The organism is Spongiimicrobium salis, from assembly GCF_043678055.1.
GTDB classification, from domain to species: Bacteria; Bacteroidota; Bacteroidia; order Flavobacteriales; family Flavobacteriaceae; genus Spongiimicrobium; species Spongiimicrobium salis.
This window is the reverse complement of record NZ_JBHEQA010000007.1, coordinates 45,148-65,327: the sequence shown is the minus strand read 5'-3', so window position 1 is coordinate 65,327 and position 20,180 is coordinate 45,148. Positions and strand designations below refer to the sequence as shown.

Annotated in this window: 17 protein-coding genes; 4 read left to right on the top strand and 13 right to left on the bottom strand. The window is 41.0% G+C overall.

The features are described 5' to 3' along the window. Positions 1 to 2: 2 nt before the first annotated feature. The 3 genes from ACEXOE_RS21475 to hemN all read left to right on the top strand — a co-directional run bounded on the left by ACEXOE_RS21475 (position 3) and on the right by hemN (position 2,284). Positions 3 to 458 carry a YHS domain-containing (seleno)protein gene (locus ACEXOE_RS21475; protein ID WP_394750926.1) on the top strand — a complete coding sequence of 152 codons (456 nt, stop codon included), beginning with the start codon at positions 3 to 5 and terminating at the stop codon, positions 456 to 458. A 159-nt stretch (positions 459 to 617) separates the two neighbouring features. Next, positions 618 to 905 carry a hypothetical protein gene (locus ACEXOE_RS21470; RefSeq protein ID WP_394750925.1) on the top strand — a complete coding sequence of 96 codons (288 nt, stop codon included), beginning with the start codon at positions 618 to 620 and terminating at the stop codon, positions 903 to 905. 17 nt (positions 906 to 922) lie between these two features. Beyond that, positions 923 to 2,284 (top strand): oxygen-independent coproporphyrinogen III oxidase, encoded by a 1,362-nt coding sequence (gene hemN / locus ACEXOE_RS21465; protein ID WP_394750924.1) that lies wholly within the window; start codon positions 923 to 925, stop codon positions 2,282 to 2,284. 165 nt (positions 2,285 to 2,449) lie between these two features. Here the strand turns inward: hemN and ACEXOE_RS21460 are convergent, their stop codons facing one another. The 8 genes from ACEXOE_RS21460 to ACEXOE_RS21425 form a co-directional block, all read right to left on the bottom strand. Beyond that, on the bottom strand, positions 2,450 to 3,157 hold the full coding sequence (locus ACEXOE_RS21460; protein WP_394750923.1) for a sulfite exporter TauE/SafE family protein: 708 nt from the start codon (positions 3,155 to 3,157) through the stop codon (positions 2,450 to 2,452). After that, positions 3,157 to 3,603, bottom strand: a complete 447-nt coding sequence (locus ACEXOE_RS21455; RefSeq protein ID WP_394750922.1) for a FixH family protein — start codon at positions 3,601 to 3,603, stop codon at positions 3,157 to 3,159. The genes ACEXOE_RS21460 and ACEXOE_RS21455 overlap by 1 nt, the downstream gene beginning before the upstream one ends. 132 nt (positions 3,604 to 3,735) lie before the next feature. After that, positions 3,736 to 5,157, bottom strand: coding sequence for a cytochrome c oxidase accessory protein CcoG (gene ccoG / locus ACEXOE_RS21450; protein WP_394750921.1), 1,422 nt, complete (start codon positions 5,155 to 5,157; stop codon positions 3,736 to 3,738). Positions 5,158 to 5,223: 66 nt separating this feature from the next. Further along, complete coding sequence (locus ACEXOE_RS21445; protein WP_394750920.1) at positions 5,224 to 6,156, bottom strand: cbb3-type cytochrome c oxidase N-terminal domain-containing protein; 933 nt, start codon at positions 6,154 to 6,156, stop codon at positions 5,224 to 5,226. Then, a complete protein-coding gene (locus tag ACEXOE_RS21440; protein ID WP_394750919.1) occupies positions 6,153 to 6,350 on the bottom strand; it encodes a CcoQ/FixQ family Cbb3-type cytochrome c oxidase assembly chaperone in 198 nt (65 codons plus the stop codon). Before ACEXOE_RS21440 ends, ACEXOE_RS21445 begins: the two co-directional genes overlap by 4 nt. A gap of 3 nt (positions 6,351 to 6,353) precedes the next feature. After that, positions 6,354 to 8,555 carry a cytochrome-c oxidase, cbb3-type subunit I gene (gene ccoN / locus ACEXOE_RS21435; RefSeq protein WP_394750918.1) on the bottom strand — a complete coding sequence of 734 codons (2,202 nt, stop codon included), beginning with the start codon at positions 8,553 to 8,555 and terminating at the stop codon, positions 6,354 to 6,356. A gap of 2 nt (positions 8,556 to 8,557) precedes the next feature. Beyond that, positions 8,558 to 8,761, bottom strand: a complete 204-nt coding sequence (ccoS, locus tag ACEXOE_RS21430) for a cbb3-type cytochrome oxidase assembly protein CcoS (protein WP_394750917.1) — start codon at positions 8,759 to 8,761, stop codon at positions 8,558 to 8,560. 74 nt (positions 8,762 to 8,835) lie between these two features. Further along, the gene (locus tag ACEXOE_RS21425) at positions 8,836 to 11,271 is read right to left on the bottom strand and encodes a heavy metal translocating P-type ATPase (protein ID WP_394750916.1); all 2,436 of its coding nucleotides are present in this window, start codon (positions 11,269 to 11,271) and stop codon (positions 8,836 to 8,838) included. A gap of 171 nt (positions 11,272 to 11,442) precedes the next feature. Between ACEXOE_RS21425 and ACEXOE_RS21420 the strand changes: the two genes are divergently transcribed. Beyond that, positions 11,443 to 12,144: a Crp/Fnr family transcriptional regulator gene (locus ACEXOE_RS21420; RefSeq protein ID WP_394751096.1), complete on the top strand. Its 702-nt coding sequence runs from the start codon at positions 11,443 to 11,445 to the stop codon at positions 12,142 to 12,144. A gap of 13 nt (positions 12,145 to 12,157) precedes the next feature. On the opposite strand, the gene ACEXOE_RS21415 is transcribed toward ACEXOE_RS21420, so the two are convergent. The 5 genes from ACEXOE_RS21415 to ACEXOE_RS21395 form a co-directional block, all read right to left on the bottom strand. Next, the gene (locus tag ACEXOE_RS21415) at positions 12,158 to 13,300 is read right to left on the bottom strand and encodes an endonuclease/exonuclease/phosphatase family protein (RefSeq protein WP_394750915.1); all 1,143 of its coding nucleotides are present in this window, start codon (positions 13,298 to 13,300) and stop codon (positions 12,158 to 12,160) included. A gap of 43 nt (positions 13,301 to 13,343) precedes the next feature. Further along, positions 13,344 to 15,104: a hypothetical protein gene (locus tag ACEXOE_RS21410; RefSeq protein ID WP_394750914.1), complete on the bottom strand. Its 1,761-nt coding sequence runs from the start codon at positions 15,102 to 15,104 to the stop codon at positions 13,344 to 13,346. A 210-nt stretch (positions 15,105 to 15,314) separates the two neighbouring features. After that, positions 15,315 to 17,498, bottom strand: a complete 2,184-nt coding sequence (locus ACEXOE_RS21405) for a tetratricopeptide repeat protein (protein WP_394750913.1) — start codon at positions 17,496 to 17,498, stop codon at positions 15,315 to 15,317. Between the two features lies 1 nt (position 17,499). Then, positions 17,500 to 18,342, bottom strand: a complete 843-nt coding sequence (locus ACEXOE_RS21400) for a hypothetical protein (RefSeq protein WP_394750912.1) — start codon at positions 18,340 to 18,342, stop codon at positions 17,500 to 17,502. Between the two features lie 14 nt (positions 18,343 to 18,356). Then, a complete protein-coding gene (locus ACEXOE_RS21395; RefSeq protein ID WP_394750911.1) occupies positions 18,357 to 20,054 on the bottom strand; it encodes a S1 family peptidase in 1,698 nt (565 codons plus the stop codon). Positions 20,055 to 20,180: the final 126 nt, after the last annotated feature.

Below are 20,180 nucleotides of genomic sequence, written 5' to 3'. Positions count from 1 at the left end.
TCATGAAAAAGTATCATTTTTTAATTCTTTTGGTCATCTTGACTTCTACATTTTCGTATGCCCAAAAATCCAATTACAATCAGAAAAAAGGGTTCGTAGCCCAAGGATACGATGTGGTCGCCTATTTTGACCATGAAGTTAAAAAAGGGGTCAATGACTTTAGCACGACCCATGATGGCGCTAAGTTTCGATTTTCCAGTGCCGCCAATCTGGAGAAATTCAAAGCCAATCCTAAAAAGTACGTCCCACAATATGGAGGTTGGTGCGCTTATGCTATAGGCAAAAATGGAAAAAAGGTAAAAATCAATCCGGAAACCTATGAAATCCGGGATGGAAAACTATACCTTTTTTATAATGCCGGATCCACAAATACCTTAGAAATATGGCTTAAAGAAGGGGCGGAACAACTGCTAAAGAATGCAGATAAAAATTGGCAAAAAATTATTACAAAAAACTAAGTTCTCTGAAAACTTTTTTATTTCAAGATTGCTAAAGGTTGTCATAATGACAACCTTTTTTTTGTGCTTCCATTCAAATATTGAAAAACTGACAAAAGTCATCGTTTGCCTACGGTCCAGCTCATAATTTTGGGGTATTAATCTTAAATACTTCACATTATGAATACTTTATATGCAAGAATCAATACGGACTGGAACCAGAATTTCACGAGTTATTCTGCGCTCGCCATTATCTTATCCACTTGTGTTGGATCGGTTGCCGTTATGACAGCCCTAATGCAAGGGAATAGTATAGGGAATATGTTTCTTACCTTTCTGGTCGTAGCTGGCTGTAGTGCGCACAACGCTTCTATTCTAACGGTTCAAAAACCAAAATTTGTACTCAATTTGCTTATAACGAGCTTAGCCATAAGTGTATTTGTCATCGCGGTGAGTCTTTTATTTTAAAATAATCCAAGCGGAAAATGTGTTCACTGACCCAAAAATATAACGTTCCCAGTCCAAGGTACACTAGCTATCCAACAGTACCGTACTGGGATACGACAAGCTTTTCCTTAAACGGATGGAAAAGTACGCTCACAAAAAGCTTTGATGCAAGCAATGCTAAAGGGGAGATCAGTCTCTATATCCATCTCCCCTTTTGTGAGCATATGTGTACTTTTTGCGGATGTACAAAACGTATTACTAAAAATCACAATGTTGAAATCCCCTATATCCAAGCGGTTTTAAAGGAATTTCAATTGTATTGCGGCATTTTCAATAAAAAACCTATCATCTCACAATTACATTTAGGAGGAGGTACACCCACCTTTTTCGCTCCAGAACATCTAGATCGGTTACTGAGCGGGATTTTCACCATCGGAAAAAGAGGGGGCAGCTGTGATTTCAGCTTTGAAGGACATCCCAATAACACGACCAAAGCACATTTGGAAGTGTTGAAAAACCATGGATTCACCAGAGTCTGTTATGGTGTTCAAGACTATAACGAACTCGTCCAAAAAGCCATTAATCGGGTACAATCCTTTAAGGCCGTTGCCCAAGCAACCCAAACTGCAAGAGCTATGGGATATACTTCTGTAGGACATGATCTTATCTATGGCCTTCCTTTTCAAACACAGAAGGATATTGAGGACAGCATCACAAAAACAATTGCTTTAAAGCCCGATCGCATTGCCCTTTACAGCTATGCCCATGTTCCTTGGATAAAAGGGAATGGACAACGGGGTTTTGACCAGAAAGATCTGCCCAATAGTGATGAAAAGCGTGCACTGTATGAAAAAGCAAAGGCGATGTTGGTAGCTGCTGGCTATGTAGCTATCGGAATGGATCATTTTGCCTTAAAAACCGATGCTTTGTCCATAGCCGCTCAAAATAAAACACTCCACCGAAACTTTATGGGGTATACCACCAAGAAAACACAACTGCTTCTGGGCTTAGGGGTATCTGCCATCAGTGATAGCAGTTATAGCTTTGCCCAAAACGTTAAAAATGTAGAGGAATATCAAAAATTGGTCAACGATGGCATTCTACCTTTATCCAAAGGCCATTTACTGAATGATGAAGATCGCATCCTTCAAAAACACATCCGGAACCTTATGTGTAGGTTTGAAACTTCTTGGGAAGATAGAGATTTACTTTTTCCAGAATTACCCGATGTTCTAATTGCCTTAGGAGAGTTGGAAAAGGATGGACTAGTAGAATTCCAATCAAAAAAAATGATCGTCACTAAAAAAGGGCAAGCTTTCGTACGTACCATATGCACCCCTTTTGATTTGCGGTTACAGCGAAAAAAGCCAAACAGTCAGCTGTTTTCCATGGCGATATAAACGTTGAAGTATTCGTTTAGTATTTAGATTAATTGTAGGTTGATAGACCCTAAAGGCTATCTGTTTTGTTGGGCAGGTAGCCTTTTATCTTTGGTCGAAGACATTTCCTTCTTTAGCTTTCCTTTCTCGGTTTGTTTCTGACTTAAAAACAATAGCGATTGTTCCTTAGTGACATTCATAACGGGCCTCTACTTTTTCCTGGGTCACCATTTCCGAGGGCGATAGGTACTTAATGCCCAATCCCATTCCCCTAAGGATAAAAAGTAAGCCTATTATCCCTACAAAGACGGGCACGAGTTTTAACATCCGTTTTCTCAGTCTTACCGTTAGAAAATTGCCCATGTAAATCGCTGTAGTCATTAAAGGCACTGTTCCCAAGCCAAAGAGGAACATATAAACTCCCCCTTCCCAAACACCTTCACTGGCCAGGGCGCCAAAAATGGCCATATACACCAATCCACAGGGCAGCAAGCCGTTTAAGTAGCCTAAGGTAAAAAAGGTACCTGGATCTCTTTTTGTCAATGATTTTCCCAAAGCATTTTTTAGCTTGGCCGCGAAGCGATAAAAAGGTTTTGAAAAAGAGAAACGATTAAAAATCCTTGTGGGAAGAAGTACCAACAAGATCATGAGTACCCCTATTATTATGGACAATTGTTGTTGAAAACCAAATAAGCCGATCCGTTTTCCCAAAAATCCGAAAAACAGCCCTATCAAGGAATACATACACAAACGGCCCAAATGATAACTACTTAATTGCAACCAACGTCTACTTGCGCTTTTACGATCTAAGGGCAATAAAAATGCAATGGGACCACACATGCCCACACAGTGAAAACTGCCTAACAAACCAAATAAAAGAGCGGTCCAAAACATTAGTATATCATTTCTTCTTTATACAGATAGGATACGCCATCATAGGTCCATTCCAAAATAATGTTCCATCGACCGTCTACCAAATTTTTGTCAGGTATGAGCAAATCAGATCCGGAAAGGACTATAGGTAAGTCATAATCCAGCCTTTGGTTAGACGGTCTGTATAGGAACACTTTTCCTTGTATTTTATTAGTTTCCCAAGTAGAAGGAAAACGGAGAAGCCACCCTTTTTCTGTTCGTTTACTGATTATTTGTGTCTGCATATTGCGCACATTGGTTTCCGCGTCAATTTCCTGTTGATAGCGCATTTCTTTAGCATAATACTCCTCTGTGACCAAATCGTGTTTATAGGTTTTGTCTGTACTCATGGTAATTACAAAATAGAGGATAAACCCCATAAATAATACCATTCCCAAAACCAATCCTTTTCCCCAGTTCCATTTCATCTGTTTCGTTTTTTTAATATTTCTTCTTTTTTGCGCGTCCTTTCAGGCCGGGCTATTCGCTACAATCTTCATTCGTTCCTCATAAAGGATTTCCACTACTATCCCTCGCGCACTTTATTTTAATACGGCCACTTACCGATAAGTCCGGGGACCTAAAAAGGCCGTTGTGGTGGTTTCTATCAATTCATCACCTTTAAAAATCCCTATGGTCAATTTATTTTTATCCCCACTCAAGGCCTTGGTGTGGATCTCAATGAACAAGGTTCCTTCTGCCAAGCCTTGTTTGGGAATCTCCACCCGATGCTCGGGCACTAATTTTATGCTTCCCTCATGGGACAACAGCTCAAAATGCACTTCATCAATGGCCACCACGGTTTTATTGATCAACTTATAGGTAAACACATTACTGATAATATTATCTGCTTTACGTTCATACAATTGCCCTGGCAATCGCAGAATACGGGCTTCAATATCGTTTCTCAAAAAAAGCATTCCTACCAAAACGGTAATGAGTATTCCCAAAACCACCGTATACCCCTTTAATCTTGGCGTGAAAGAAAACTTTGCTTTTTTCTCAATATTGTCCTCACTGGCATAGCGAATCAGTCCTTTGGGGAGATTAACGGCATCCATCATATGATCACAGGCATCAATACAGGCAGTACAGTTTATACATTCCAATTGTGTTCCGTTCCGGATATCAATTCCGGTAGGACATACCTGCACACACTGAAAACAATCAATACAATCTCCCTTCCCACTTTCTGCCCGATCTTCATTTTTCTTGAATTTTGCCCTGCCCTTGGTTTTTTCACCGCGTTTATGATCATAAGCCACTACAATAGACTTATTGTCTAACAATACCCCTTGTAAACGACCATATGGACAGGCAATAATGCATACTTGTTCCCTAAACCAGGCAAATACAAAATAAAAGACCCCAGTAAAAATAAAAAGGGATACCAAGGTTCCCGTATGGGATAGTGGTCCATCTACGATGTAGCGCAGCAAACGATCACTGCCAATGAGATAGGCCAAAAACACATTGGCGATCAAAAAAGAAATGATAAAAAAAATGCTCCACTTTAAGATTCGTTTTCCAATTTTCTCGCTGGTCCAGGGCATTTTATCCAGGCGAATCTGTTTCCCTCGATCCCCGTCGATCCAGTATTCGATCCTTCGGAATACCATTTCCATAAAAATGGTTTGCGGGCATACCCATCCACAGAAAAGACGCCCAAAAGCCACCGTAAACAAGATTACAAAGACAACCCCAATAATCATCATGATGACAAAAAGGTGAAAATCTTGTGGCCAAAAAGGAAACCCAAAAATATTGAAACGCCTTTCCAATACATTGAACAATAAAAACTGGTTTCCTCCAATCTTGATAAAAGGCGAAGCAAAAAGAAAAAGCAGGAGCCCATAACTCACATATTTGCGATACCTATACCATTTGCCAGATGGTTTTTTGGGATATACCCATGCGCGCTTTCCTTCTTCATTGAGCGTTCCAATGGTGTCCCTAAAATTATCCTGACCTTGTTCTGCCATGATGCTAGTTTATCGTATACGATGGGTTCTTCTTTCGCACTTCAAGAAAAACAAACCCGCTTATTTTTATTCGGTAATCGTGTCTTTCACTACTTCTTCTGTTGGGCTATCGGGTTGGTTTGGATCCACCCATAGATCCCCTTCAGCAGCCTTGGGCTCCAGAGGACTTGTTCCTTGTAGACTCAAGATATAACTGGCTACTTGCGCCATTTGACCTGGTTTCAGTTCACTCTTCCATGAAATCATTCCTTTACCATCGCGCCCTCCTTCCGAGATCGTTCGGAAAACATTTTTGATTCCACCTCCCAAAATCCAATAGGCATCCGTTAGATTTGGGCCTATCCCCCCTCCTCCATCTGCCTTGTGACAGGCCACACAATTGGTATCAAAAATCTTTTTCCCCGCACTGAGGTCATTGGCTTCGGTAAGCAATTCCACGGTATTGATATCCACAAGGTCTTTAGCTGTCTTTTTCCATTCGGCAATGGCAATTTTAGCTTCCGCTACCTGAGCCTCATACTCTTCCTCCTGATTATAATCATGGAACACTTCAAAACGTATCATGTATACTAGGGCAAATACAATGGTGGCATAGAAACCATAGACCCACCAAGGAGGCAGATTATTATCCAATTCCTTGATGCCATCATAATTATGATCCAGTATAATTTCGTGTTCCTCTTCCATGGGGGTACTGCCCAATAGTTTTTGATAAAGCCCTTTTAATTTTCCAAAACGCTGGGATTCCCGCAGTGCCTTATCTGCATCGTACTTCTCCTTGGCTTGGGGCGATAAGGTACTGTACAATACGGCCTGTAAAGAACCCACGCTGATTTCTATGGCGATATGAAAAACAACCAAGGTTCCATATACGGCCCAAAGCCACGGAAAGCTTTCGAAGGCCGATACCTCGTCACCGGCACTTCCTACCCACTCTAAGAAAAAGTAGGCAAAAACAGCAAAAACGGTTATTCGTACTAATGATGCTATACTTCTCATAGTTCTGTTTCGTTAGGGTTAGTGGTATCATCTTCCAGCGGAATATTTCCTACTTCTTCGATATGGGCTTTTTTTGCGGTGAACACCCACCAAAAAAGCAGCGTAAAAAAGAGGAAAAAAATCAGTAATGAGATGATAGGGTAAATGGCTACCCCATCTATATTTTCTAGATTTCCTTTTATAAATTTTAGCATGACCTATGGGTTTATATCAGTAGTTTGTGTGGTGTTTTTTACTTTAATATCCGTTCCTAGACGCTGCATATAGGCAATGAGGGCTACCACTTCCCGTTGGCGCATTTCAACGAAAGGAGACCCATTTTCAGCCGCATAGGCCTTGTCTGCCTCGTAGGTCTTTACAAAATCGGGATCGGCATACAAGTTTTTTTCGATCTGCGCTCCTTGCTCTAGCATCCATTCTTGGGCCCTGGCAATATCCGCCTCCTTATAAGGCACTCCCAAACGGACCATTGCTTTCATTTTTGCTTCGGTTTTCCCAGTATCGAGTTTATTTCCGATCAACCATTTGTACGAGGGCATGATCGACCCGGAAGAGGTACTTTGGGGGTCATAAAAATGATTCAAATGCCAGTTATCGCTATATTTTCCTCCTACTCGAAGTAAATCTGGACCAGTACGTTTACTTCCCCAAAGGAATGGGTGATCATATACAAACTCCCCGGCTTTGGCATATTCTCCATAGCGCTCTACTTCGCTCCGGAAAGGCCGTACCATTTGCGAGTGACAGGAGACACAACTCTCTCGAATATAAATGTCCCTTCCTTCCAATTCCAGGGGCGTATATGGTTTTACGCTACTGATCACGGGAACATAATCGTCAACGATCAGGGAAGGGATAATTTGCACCATTCCCCCAATAAGAATAGCTATAGTGGCAAAGATGGTCAGTTTTACCGGTCTTCTTTCCAACCAGGTATGATAGCCTTCTTTTCCTGTTCTCTTTTTCGTTACTTTTTGCAAAGCTGCGGCTTCGGCCAACTCATCGGTTACCGAACTTCCGCGTCTGGCCGTCATTACAAGATTGTATATCCCGATCAAAGCTCCTACCACAAACATACTTCCTCCTATGGCCCTCATCCAATACATAGGGATAATTTCACTTACTGTTTCCAGGAAATTTCCATAGGTAAGAGTACCATCCGGATTAAATTGCTTCCACATCGAAGCTTGTACAAAACCAGCGACATACATGGGTAGGGCGTATAGGATAATTCCCAAGGTACCTATCCAAAAATGCACATTGGCCAAGGCTTTGGAGTAGAGGGTAGTTTTAAATAATTTTGGTATTAACCAATACACCATCCCGAAGGTCAGAAAACCATTCCAGGCCAATGCCCCCACATGAACATGTGCGATAACCCAGTCACTAAAATGAGCTATGGCATTGACGTTTTTCAATGAAAGCATAGGTCCTTCAAAAGTGGCCATACCATATCCAGTAATCGCCACTACCATGAACTTCAATACCGGATCTGTTCTCACCTTATCCCAAGCACCTCTCAACGTCAATAATCCATTGATCATACCTCCCCAAGAGGGAGCAATAAGCATAATGGAAAAGGCCACCCCTAAGTTCTGGGCCCAATCCGGGAGGGAAGAATACAGTAAATGATGTGGTCCCGCCCAGATATAGATAAAAATGAGGGACCAGAAATGAACAATGGATAGGCGATAGGAATACACAGGCCTATTTGCTGCTTTAGGAACAAAATAATACATCAATCCTAAAAAAGGAGTGGTCAGAAAAAAGGCCACCGCATTATGTCCATACCACCACTGTACCAAGGCGTCCTGAACACCCGCATAGACCGAATAGCTTTTTAGCATTCCCACCGGTATTTCAATACTGTTCACAATATGGAGTACCGCAACGGTAACAAAAGTGCCCAAGTAAAACCAGATGGCCACATATAGGTGACGCTGCCTTCGCTTGAGAATGGTCCCAATAAGATTGGCTCCGAAAGCTACCCACACTAAGGCAATGGCAATATCAAAAGGCCATTCCAATTCTGCATATTCCTTTGAGGTAGTATACCCCAAAGGCAGTGTAATGGCTGCACCTACTATTATGGCCTGCCATCCCCAAAAATTAAAATTACTCAGCCAATCTTTCCACATCCGCGCTTTTAAAAGGCGCTGTGTGGAATAATAGACTCCTGCAAAAATGGCATTCCCGACAAAGGCAAAAATTACCGCATTGGTATGCAATGGCCGCAAACGCCCAAAACTAAGCCACGAAATGCCATCAGTGAGATTGGGAAATAAGAACATAAAGGCTAGCAATACCCCTACACTCATTCCAATAACACCCCAAAACATGGTCGCAGCGATAAACTTCCTAACGATTTTGTTATCGTAATAAAACTGTTGTACTTCCATAATTACTTCAGTTGATCATTCAAATGGTTTGATTCTTTTGTTTGTTCAGTACGCTTTTCAGCTATGATTTCATCTTCAAAAAGCATGCGTATCGAAGGGGTATACGTATCATCGTACTGCCCTTGCCTGACCGATAAAATAAAGGCCACAAAAAAGACCAGTGCAACAATCACACTAAGGGTGAGAAGCAAATAAATAATACTCATACCTACCTGAATTATGCTGTAAAACTACGTTCGATTCCTTTCGGAAAAGATGACTTTTATCAGCTTTATAAAAATTATTCTTTCCCATTTCCCGGAGAAAGCCTGCGCCCCAAGAAATGGGTGCAAATTGTTGTAAATACTACAATACTTATAGAACTCAACGGCATTAAAATTGCGGCCACAACCGGAGCCAAATGACCACTAATGGCGAAGCCCAGGCCGATGAGGTTATAACAAAGAGAAAAAACAAAAGCATACTTAATTATGCCCAAACCTCCTTGGGACAATGCCATGAATTTTGTGATCGCATTAAAATGTGAAGCTTCCAGAATACCATCACAGGCGGGAGAGAACACATTGACATCATCGGAAATTGCAATTCCCACATCACTTTGGGCCAAGGCCCCCGCATCGTTCAATCCGTCGCCCACCATCATTACTTTCTTACCTTCTTCCTGAAGTTTTTTAATGTACTGCAGTTTGCCTTCGGGTTTTTCATTGAACAGGAAGACGGTACTTTTAGGCAATATTTGGGACAAATAGCGTTTTTCCCCAGCATTATCCCCAGAGAGTATCACCAACTTGTACTTCTTATCCAAAGCTCCAAAAATTTGGGACACCCCCTCCCGATACGTATTATAGAATACATAACAACCTTTATAACAATCATCACTGCTTATGTGTATGGCCGTTCTTGCCAAATGGTCTTCGGGTGTTACATGAAGGCTTTCCCCCTGTTGTTCCACCACAAAGGGATAAGCTCCCGCCCTGATCTGGTGTCCCTCCCTGGTTCCGACAATTCCTCTTCCTACTTCTTCCTCAAAATCGTCAAGCGTTTGGATGCCATGATGTTTCAAAAGTTCATACAAAGCTCTGCTCATAGGGTGATTGGATGCGCGTAAGGTGGCCGTCAATAAACTTTCTTCGGTTTTGGTCAGGAGGATTCCTTCATAGGCAATGGTATTTTTTTGTGTCGTAGTCAATGTTCCTGTTTTATCAAAAACAATGGTATCTATATGTGCCATCCGCTCTATGACCTCACTATTTTTTAAATACAACCCATGGCGGCCAAAAATTCGCAGGAGGTTTCCCAGGGCAAAAGGCGCTGCCAACGCTATGGCACAGGGACAAGCTACGATCAATACGGCAGTGAACACGTTCAAAGCGAGCGAAGGTTCATAAAAAATCCAAAAAGCAGCGGCCAAGATGGCTATGGACAGTATACTTAACGTAAAGCGTTTACTGATTTGATCGGTGATATTCTGAAAAGAACTGGGTTGGGTTTTATCAAAAACAGGATTGGACCAAAGCTGGGTAAGGTAACTTTGCGTTACGGCTTCAAGCACTTCCAGTTCTATTAATCCGGCCTGTTGCCTTCCACCGGCATAAATTTTATCTCCCGATTGTTTTTTCAAGGGTTGGGCCTCTCCCGTTACAAAACTGTAATCGATGACCGCTTTCCCTTTGATCAAAATAGCATCTACCGGTATGAGTTCCCCATTTCGCACAAGAATACGATCTCCTTGCACCAGATCATTCACTGGGGTTTGCTCTTCTAACCGAGATCCAGATTCCTTAGCGGTCTTCTTTGCCGAAAGGCGGGTTACAGCCAAAGGAAAATAAGATTTATAATCGCGTTCAAAGGATAAAAAAGCATAGGTTTTTTGTTGAAAAAACTTTCCCAATAAAAGAAAGAATACCAAGCCCGTCATACTATCAAAAAACCCGCTTCCCCATCCCATGGTAACCTCCAAGGTAGATCGTAAAAAAAGTACCAGTATTCCAATGGCAATGGGCACATCTATATTTAAAATTCCAGAACGCACTCCCTTGTAGGCGGCCATTAAATAATCTTGGGCAGAATAGCACAGTACGGGTATGGAAAAGGCCAACATTAATCCTCTAAATAGGGGTTTGAAACGTTCTAACCAAAATTCATTGATTTCAAAATATTCGGGAAAGGACAGAAACATTACATTTCCAAAAGCAAAGCCCGCCACCCCCAATTTGTAGATCAAACTTCTATCTTTGGATGCCGTTGTAGTTTCCGCATCTTTTAAAGAAATATAGGGTTCATATCCTATACTGCAGAGCAATAAAACAAGTTGGTGCAATCCCATCTCTTGAGAAGAAAAACTGATACGCACCTTTTTTTCCGGAAAATTGACCTGGGCCATTCTTATGGCAGGGTGCAGTTTCCCCAAGTTTTCAAGAACCCATATACAGGAACTACAATGAATAGACGGAACAAGAAGGTTTACGATTTGTGTTCCCTGTGCATTGAACTCCAATAATTGATCGGCGATTTCCTGATTTTCCAAAAAATCGAACTTCCCTTCAAAACGTGAGGGACTGGTACCCGGATGATGTTCCAGATCATAGTAGTAAGACAGGGCATTATCGTGAAGAATGTCATATACCGTTTTACAGCCATGACAACAGAAACTCTTGTCTTGATCTACAATGACCGTACCGTCACAGTCATCCCCGCAATGGAAACATACCTCCATATTGATCTATTTTGCTCATTATACCTATGCCCAAAGGTCCAACTCCCATACTTCTTAAAAGATGATATTTGTCACCTCTCCGAAATTTCTTCAAAACTTCTCCCAATATTCACTCGTTTTCCCTTGCTTTAGACCCAAAACTTTAGTTACTTGCTATACCAGAGATTAGGTATGGAAGCTCAAGAAAGCAGGTGCGAAAATTGTATTATTAGGGAATTAAATGCCTTGAAAGCATTAAAGAAGGAGGAATTAAAACGCATTTCGGATAGCAAAATCACCAAAACCATTAAGAAGGGAGAAGCTATTTTTGAGGAGGGCGAAAAACTTCGAGGTGTTTTCTGCGTCCGCAATGGAGTTTCCAAACTCTCCAAGATGAGTGACAATGGCAAAGATCAAATTGTAAAAATTGCCGCAAAAGGAGAGGTGTTGGGACAACGCAGCGTCATTACGGAAGAGGCCGCCAATCTCAGTGCCGTGGCCCTTAACGATATGGAAGTTTGCTATATTCCAAAAAACCACCTTATGGATAATCTGGATACCAACAATACATTCACCAAAGAGATCTTAAAGCGAATGGCCCAGGATTTGAAGCAAGCGGATGATGTTATTGTAAACATGGCGCAAAAAAGTGTCAAACAACGCTTGGCCGAAGTTATTTTATATCTAGATAAAAATTTTGACACGGATACCGAAGGTTTCATAGGCATTACCCTAACCCGCGAAGACATCGCCAATGTTGTGGGAACGGCTAAGGAAGCCTGTATTAGAACCTTGACCACTTTTAAAAAAGAAGGATGGATCCAAACCGAAGGAAAGCGCATTAAAATTATGGATATCGCAGCACTTTCCCGCTTATCGGATGGACTTCTTTAATACTTGATACGTTTTAAAACTGCGTTCCGATATACCTTAAAAATTCAGGGGAAGAATCCGTATCTATTTCAATCCATACCGGAAGGTGGTCCGAAATTTGGTTGCGTTTCCAAAAACGATTAAAGTACGCTTTATAATCCGCATCCGTTTGAAGCGTATCCGGATTGCCTTTTTGGGCTTTCATAATAGTGTGATAATCTGGGATCATGTCTTCCGACAACACATAATCAAAAAGTTTAAAAACATCGGCTTTCTCCTTTCCTTCCTCATCTTTCATCAGCTTAAAGAAATTGTCTACTCCCAAAAAAATACGATCATAGATCTGGTTTAAACTGGTATTGGTCATCTTGCCTATAAGGCCGTCACTTTCCTTAAAGCCTTCATTTCTTATAAGGTCTACAATATCCTCATCCTCTTTGTACAGATTGGTATCGCCTAGAATAATCAAGTTCTCATTCCATAATTTCCCCTTTTTCTTCTTGTCGGCCAACACTTTCATCAAAAGTGCTATCTCCGCTTTTCGGATATCGTGATCACTTAATTCATCATCAGTCGCACCTCCTTCGCCAGGATGCAAATGCAGATTGAGAATCGTAAATTTCTTCCAACCCGATTGAAAACCTATGATCGATGGAGTCCGTTTTAACTGATCAATAACAGAGTCTTCATAAACTTCCGGGGGAATGACTACCTCTCCGGACAAACCGGAATGTTTTACCCTGCGGGTGTCATAGATATACCCAAAACGCTCCTTATTGCCATCTGTCCCTTCTGTGATATCCGTAATCACATAAGACCAGTCACTTCCAAGAATACGCATTACGATTTCAAGATCTTTTAAAGAGCTTTTAATTTCCTGAATGGCCACAATATCAAAGGCATTGATGATCTCTGCAATATAATAATAGGATTCCGGTAGGCGTTTGTCCAGATGACCAAACTCCTTAATATTCCAGGAAGCCAGCAAAATATTATCGTCTACTTTTTTCCTGGGTATTTTATCCAGGATCCCTTTCTTCAGTCGGATCAATCCGTCAATTGTACGTTTTTTTTGTGCTTCCTCCATTTTTTGTTCTCCCGTTTTGGGATCGATAAACAAAAGAGAAAATTTGTTGGGAATCAAATGTCCGGTAGGACGTAAATCATTATACCACATATGTTTTCGTTTAAATCTTAGCTATTCTTATTTGAAGGGACCCTTACATTTTTCGTTCTTGGAACTCTTGAATGATCACCGCAATGGCTTTTTTGGCTATTTTATTGGCAAGCATACCGCCCCCCAACCACAATAAGGGTTTGATATACCATTTTTTAAAAGCTTGCGCCTCTTTCTTGAGTATCTTTTTAATTCTGTTTTTCAACGGCTTGCGCAAGCCTTCTACCCACTTTCGATCCAGTTTGGGAAAAGTATCCACATCGTAGAAATACGGATTGGTGCTGGTATTGATATCTAAGAGGGACATATCTGGTATGATGGGCATGTACATTTTTTCCTTTCCACTTTCGGGCTCCTCAACTTCCCGGGAAAAAATTTCTATGGCTTCTTTATCCAAAGCTGCAAACAAAGGGGACGGATTGGACTTATCGTGTTCCAAGAATAAAAATGCCCTTAAAAAATTACGTGCATTATTTCTTCCCAAAAAGTAATCATGAATACGAAAATCGATATCCAAGAAACCTCCAAATCCACCCAATCCACCGGTTGCCAATGGTGGATGATCTTTGAGTTCTCCTTTTCCTTCCCATTTAATAGGGAATACCAAAAGTTTAAAGAAATCCCTCCCAAAAGTGTCGTTTCTTTTATTTCGTGCCTGATTTAAAATTGTAGGCACTAATTTTCCAAGGACATCGAACATTCCTTTTTGAAAATCAACAGACTCCTCTTTCTGGGTCCCCTTAAAGTTGGGGAAAGGATCGATCATAATGGTACCAAAATCGGGATGTTGGGGATCCGGACTTTTTCCGGACGCCATCAAACAACGTAGAACCTCATCAAAAGGTTCGTTGTTTATGGTTCCTCCATCGACTCCCGTAAACTTGAAGTGAGAGGATTCCATTTCCAAATCTATATCCATATTTTGGCTAAAGGCAATTTTTCTTTTTAAGGAATTTGAGATATACCCCCCTGTGAATTCCATATTAAAATGGCGAGGCGCCAAACCAATGGGAAATGCCCCGGTGGCCTTGGTTGTTTTGATCAAAAAATCCCGAGTTACATCGTCTTGAGGCCGAAATGGCAAATAAAGATCTTTGTCTTTAATGGGATCGTAATCTACCTTAAAATGGGCTATCACTTCATGATTATCGATACGATGTCCCGGATGCGTATCCATAAAGGCCGACTTTAAGCGGCTAAAATTGACAATATAGGAGATTGGTTTCAGGCTTGTCACCGTTAAAATGACCCTTAAATCTTGGGATACAAAATTTGGAAAATCCTTGGAAGAGGCATTTTTAGGAAGCTGATTAAATACGCGTTCGGCAATATGATCTATGGGTTTTGAATTCAACAAGGAGGCGGTAGCAGGGTTTTCTTCCAGATCATCCGTATCCAACATTTTTTCAAAAGTAGTCTTCCCACTAGTGTTTCGCTGCTCCGAATCACTGCCCAAATCATCTTCCAAAAGCACCCAACTATCGTATAAAATATTTCCCGTTTTGGTATAGGATGGCTTTAACACAGGTTTGATGTCCTTTTGATAAAAAGCCAATGTGGTGATCATACTCACCATACCTCCTGCCGAGGCTCCTCCCAATACATCTATGGCAACATTGTGCATGGGAATGCGCTTGTCCATCTCCTTCCCTTCCGCTGCCAATTGTCTATTTTTGGATTTGGCCTCTTCCCATTTGTTCAAGGTCTCCAATAAATAATCCATAAATCCTGCCGTATAGCATCCTGCAGAAACTGCCCCGGCCATAGTAATTCCCAAATGGAATGTAGGCTCAACTTTTGTCATGATCCTTTGTTTTTAGTAAATATCTTTGATATCCATATCTTATAAAATACCGATTAGCCGGTATTTTTAAGCCATGCAATAAAGGGGGGAGAAAAGGTTAAATTCTAAAAATTATGAGGTATTACAATTTCTAAAGTAAGAAAAATATATTATAATTTATAATCCATGACCTAATCATAGCACAGAAAAGGTATCAAAATTTTAATAGCATTATTGTTTAATGACCTGTTGAAACTTTCTGTCCTTCAATTGTATATTGGGAATACCTTTCTTGTCAATGCTTTTCTTATAATCTTCTTTGATTACCCTATTCAATTCAAACAGCTGTTGCGGAATTAGAATTTCTTTGTTCAAATTCCCTAAGGTATAGGTCTTTGTCTTGGTTTTGGTTTTCCACCTGCTGTTCACATGCTGTAAATCCGTTCTATTATACACCCGGGTCTTATCTAATTTCTCCCGATTTTCAACACTTTTTTCCAATGAAGTACTTATGGTTTTAATGCGCCTATAATCATTGGGCGAAGCCAGTTTATCCGTATTTTGTATCCTGGATAAGGCCTCTGAATGTAGTATTTGCTGGTTTGTATTGTTTTTGGCTCCTATATTATTTCCAGAATCGGCCAAAGTCTTGAACATTTGAAGGTTTACAAAGGCTGTGGAAAAGACACCGCTTGCCTCTTTTTCTATTGCTACTATCTCCTTAAGATAACTATTGACCGAAGGGGAAGAAGATAAGTTTCCCATCATTTTTTCGTCCTTGGCATTGCTGCGCAGGGTAATAATTTTTCCCATGAGTACATGTTTGTTTTTGTTCGCTGCACTTACGGGAAGTTTTTGGTGTAGTTTATCGGCATCTTGTATGCGATCGATAGCCAAATAATCTTCTACCGAGGCGGTATAGACTTCAAATGCCCGATCTTTTTGATTGAGTTCCACATAAACATCGCCCAACATCTGGCGCAATTTTGGATTGATTATAGGTCCAAATCTATTGGATACCGCCCTTTCCAACTGAAAACGGGCATTGGCATAACTATTGGGGTGCGTTGCCTTTTCTTCCCATTGTTTTCTGGTATAAAAGATACTCCCTAAAACAATATGGTATTTTCTAATAATAGGCAAATCACGTTCGCGATAAGCCAGATTCTTCCCTTCAAAAAGCTCTAGAATCAGGGCATCAAATTTTGTAGTTCCCGTATCCAATTCTGGATGCTTATTGTACAACTGGGCGAGATTCAAGGCAACTTCCAAATAACTTTCCAAATCATCTCTGGAAGCCATGCCCCATGCTTTTTGCCAAAAAGCTTCCGCCTCCTTATGGCGTTCTTTTACAGTTGCTTTTTTCCCTTTAACCAACAATGCCCTTATGAACAAGCTTTCCGGGAAAACGTATTTTTCTTTGTTCGGTATGCGTACTACCGGAACGTTCTGAGACCAATAGGGTGTACTTGAAAACCCCTCGAGCGACTCACTTTTAAACATTCTTTCCAGTTCCAAGAGGGCTTGTACAATTTCCTTTCCCCTTCCTTCATCTTCCTGGAGGTACGTTGCTACTTTTCTTCGCAATTGGGTCACCTCCCTACTATTGGCCCATTCGTTACGAAGCAGGCCATCTGTCCATAGCAGCAAACTCTCTTCTGCCTTTTCAAATTTCTTTTTCTGAACGTAGCTTATGAATTCTTTTCGTAGAAGTTCTTCAGCTCTGTTGGACAAATTGAGATCGTTACAGGCTTCGGCCAATGCTCTAATGGTATTACTTCCCTTAAGTCCACAACTATAATTGTCATCCGTGTATAGTAGGACCATGGCTTCATAGGCCACTTTTAAAGCAGGGTTTTTTCCGTAGGCGGCCCTATATGCTGTACATGCTTTTTTTAAATCCTTATTGGCACGGTATACATTACCCAAGGCCACTAAGGCCCAGGGTTCTTTATTTGGGAGACGTTTTATTAACCCCTTAAGATTGCTTTCAGCCTCTGCCACCGAAACCTTTTGAGTGTATAGTTGTATAAGATTGGACCATACTACCTCATTTTTAGGATACACCTTTACTATTTCTTCATACGCAATCCCAGCTCTCTTTTTATAGTCATTAGCTCCCTTGGCCTTCTTTGCCGCTTGTTGGAACAGATATCCCTGGGAAAAACGCAAGCCTGCCGTACAAAAAATACTATCCGACAAGGTATTGCACTTTCCTTGTTTCTGATCAATGTAAAGGGATGCTTCCTCCACTTTTTCCTGTTCCAAAAAAAGCTTTACCCTGTTGTTTACTTCTGCTATGAGTTCTTTACTCATGCTTCTTGCATCGGTCTTCTCCCCTACCGCTTCCTGCCCCAGTATGGTTCCAAGGCCCAACCACAGCAACGCTATCAAACAAACAATTGTCTTTTTCATCTTACTCTGTTATTGATTCAACAAAACTGTCGGGGGTCCCTATTTCTTCGTTCGGATATGACCGAAATCGGTAGCTGGTAATAAAAATTTTGCCATCGGAAAGCGCGTTTAGGTTTGGGCCATCCAGCCGAATCCGAATACAGGAATTAAAACTGGAAGGCACTTCCATCTCACCATTGACAATACCTCCATAACTTGCATTTTCTATAGGACATTTAGAATTGATCCCATCAATGGTACAATTGGCCAGGGCCCTGAACTTACTTTGATCGGGATCTATATTGAGTCGCTTTGGATCAAAGGGTAAAATAACTTCCTTCAAATTCGTAGTTTCATGATAGTGTACTTTATCAGGAGTGGTTACGGCGACTTCCTTGAACAGATTGGCAACAAAGTCCTGATTATAGGATTCCTTCACATAACTTTTCCATTTGGCTTGAAAGGTATCCCATAGTGTTTCAGCACTTGCCGTAGCTACTACAGTTTCGTTAATATTCAAAAAGAGCCATTCGTGTTTTAGTTCCGTACCATTAATGGCAAACAAAACCTTATATTCTTCCAAAAAACCACTTTCATCCACCTCATTTTTAAGAACAACTTGCAGTTCATAGTCAGAATCTGCCTCATTAAAATCCAAAAAGCCAATATGTTGATTGAAGGTATTGATCATTGAAGTATGCATCTTTGCTTTGAGGTCATCTACTTCCGATGCTCCAAAAGAGAATAAAAAAGGCACATTGGAATCAATACTAAAATTAACCTGCACCCCCGTTTTTTGGGCATGACTTTCTAAAGTGATACTCAAGAAAATCATCCCCAGTATTATATATTTAAATGCTTTCATGATGCCCTATTTTTTTATCGAAATTTTAATAATTTGTCCATGGTATCCTTATCCTTCCGTATGGAATACCGTTGTTCATTCAATATACTATCATTCAATTTGCTTTTGACCGCTACTTTGATGTAATCATTGCGTTCCAAATCAATATGTTGCAATACACGTTGCGCACTCCAATGGGTCACCAAAATATTGATATTGTCATCGGACAGTGCAGTTCTTTCAAAAGGGCGTCTCCAGAGGGATTTTCGTTCTTCCGTTATCCCTAATGTTCGGCTCCCTACAGTAATGCCACCTATCCCTTCCAAGTCGTCTATAATATACTCCTCAGGTGCTTTATTTTCCCTTTCCAGGGTAAGCTGAATTGTAAAATTCCGCATCCCCAATCTGTACCGATGATCAAAACGTATCAACACCACAGGTTCCAGCAAAAAATCCCTAGGGTAATACAATTCCCTTTTATGATATGCCTTAAGGTGCACCGGTATTTTTTCTCGCCCATCTGGTTTTAGCATAATCTCTAGGGAATCTCCCAAAAAGGGTTTGAAGAACAATAAACGTTTCTTTTCCAAAGATTCCAGACTATAGGCCGTGGTGTCCTTATCTTTTATCAGTACTATTTCGGTCTCATCGAAATCGGAATTTCCATAAATCCATAAGGACGAGGTACAGCTCCATCCCAAAAAAACGATCAGCGAAAAAACCCCAATAAAAGTCCAACTAAAGAGCTTCTCTCCAATAACCGTCCTCAGCTTACCCGTTTCCGTATGTACATCTTCTCCCAACCAATCCCCTACAATTTTTCCCGAAAGCCCGAGGGCCACAAGAATGATCGCCAATATGCCCGAATCTTGAATCTGTCCCAAGTGGAAGAAAACCCACCAGATACCAAAGAACAGCAACAAAGGCAATAAAGCAAGGCGAAGCCCATACTTTTTATACATTGGGTATCTCGGATATTCAGCAGAATACTCTTTCCGCAACTGACGCCTTACTGCTTTGGATTGAAGTTCGGAAAACAGGGTGTTTTCTCCTTCTTCCTCCCATTTCCGAAATACCTGCCAGATAATAGCGGTTGGAATCACATAAGCGCCTAAGTCGTCATTGGCGCTTAAGGTCATTTGAACAATGCCAACAATTTCACCAGATTCCCGTTCGATCAAGGCAGCTCCACTCATTCCTGGCCGAATTAATCCATTGGTAAATATGAGCTTGCGAACCAATTCCGACTCTCCTTCTTCCCCACTGTAATTTAAACTGACCGCTTGAGGTACATTTCGTTGCAGATCCCTGTCTTTTTTTTGGAATCCGAAAGCCAGAAATTGTTTGTCCCGTAGGTCATTTTCTTTTTCCACTGCAGCAAAGGAAACAATGCGGTGATTCGTTTTTCCAATCTGGATCAAGGCTACATCCGGATATTCTTTTTGTAATGTCCTGGTCGTTTGCCCTTCTCCATGGGTTTCATGGACGCGGGATTCTTCATAAATTTTGGACATCTGCAGCCCAACCGCCGTTTCCGTCCATACAAAATGACCCGGTTCCGTAGGGTTCGGCATTAAAACTTCGATTTGATCTAGGTCTTGAGCAGCGGATCGAACCACATGCGCACAAGTCAGGACTTTCCCAGGAGCAATTAAACTTCCTGTTCCCACTGCCCCTTTTGCCCTAACAAGCACAGTCCTTGAACGGAAAAGTTTGATTAACGTATCTGCCATTTTAGTTCGTTTGGCAGAAAAAAGGTACGAAAAATTCTATAGCAGAAAAAGTATTTATAACAGATAATACAATCTAAAACTTTCTTATGTCGTTGAAATAATCCTTATATTTCTAAAAAAGCACCT

Coding starts and splice junctions, on each gene's coding strand:
- ACEXOE_RS21405 (WP_394750913.1), bottom strand. CDS start 17,498: ATGAAAAAGACAATTGTTTGTTTGATAGCGTTGCTGTGGTTGGGCCTT.
- ACEXOE_RS21440 (WP_394750919.1), bottom strand. CDS start 6,350: ATGCTAAAATTTATAAAAGGAAATCTAGAAAATATAGATGGGGTAGCC.
- ACEXOE_RS21420 (WP_394751096.1), top strand. CDS start 11,443: ATGGAAGCTCAAGAAAGCAGGTGCGAAAATTGTATTATTAGGGAATTA.
- ACEXOE_RS21475 (WP_394750926.1), top strand. CDS start 3: ATGAAAAAGTATCATTTTTTAATTCTTTTGGTCATCTTGACTTCTACA.
- ACEXOE_RS21445 (WP_394750920.1), bottom strand. CDS start 6,156: ATGAGAAGTATAGCATCATTAGTACGAATAACCGTTTTTGCTGTTTTT.
- ACEXOE_RS21425 (WP_394750916.1), bottom strand. CDS start 11,271: ATGGAGGTATGTTTCCATTGCGGGGATGACTGTGACGGTACGGTCATT.
- ACEXOE_RS21395 (WP_394750911.1), bottom strand. CDS start 20,054: ATGGCAGATACGTTAATCAAACTTTTCCGTTCAAGGACTGTGCTTGTT.
- ccoG (WP_394750921.1), bottom strand. CDS start 5,157: ATGGCAGAACAAGGTCAGGATAATTTTAGGGACACCATTGGAACGCTC.
- ccoN (WP_394750918.1), bottom strand. CDS start 8,555: ATGGAAGTACAACAGTTTTATTACGATAACAAAATCGTTAGGAAGTTT.
- ACEXOE_RS21460 (WP_394750923.1), bottom strand. CDS start 3,157: ATGTTTTGGACCGCTCTTTTATTTGGTTTGTTAGGCAGTTTTCACTGT.
- ACEXOE_RS21415 (WP_394750915.1), bottom strand. CDS start 13,300: ATGTGGTATAATGATTTACGTCCTACCGGACATTTGATTCCCAACAAA.
- ACEXOE_RS21470 (WP_394750925.1), top strand. CDS start 618: ATGAATACTTTATATGCAAGAATCAATACGGACTGGAACCAGAATTTC.
- ACEXOE_RS21455 (WP_394750922.1), bottom strand. CDS start 3,603: ATGAAATGGAACTGGGGAAAAGGATTGGTTTTGGGAATGGTATTATTT.
- ACEXOE_RS21410 (WP_394750914.1), bottom strand. CDS start 15,104: ATGACAAAAGTTGAGCCTACATTCCATTTGGGAATTACTATGGCCGGG.
- hemN (WP_394750924.1), top strand. CDS start 923: ATGTGTTCACTGACCCAAAAATATAACGTTCCCAGTCCAAGGTACACT.
- ccoS (WP_394750917.1), bottom strand. CDS start 8,761: ATGAGTATTATTTATTTGCTTCTCACCCTTAGTGTGATTGTTGCACTG.
- ACEXOE_RS21400 (WP_394750912.1), bottom strand. CDS start 18,342: ATGAAAGCATTTAAATATATAATACTGGGGATGATTTTCTTGAGTATC.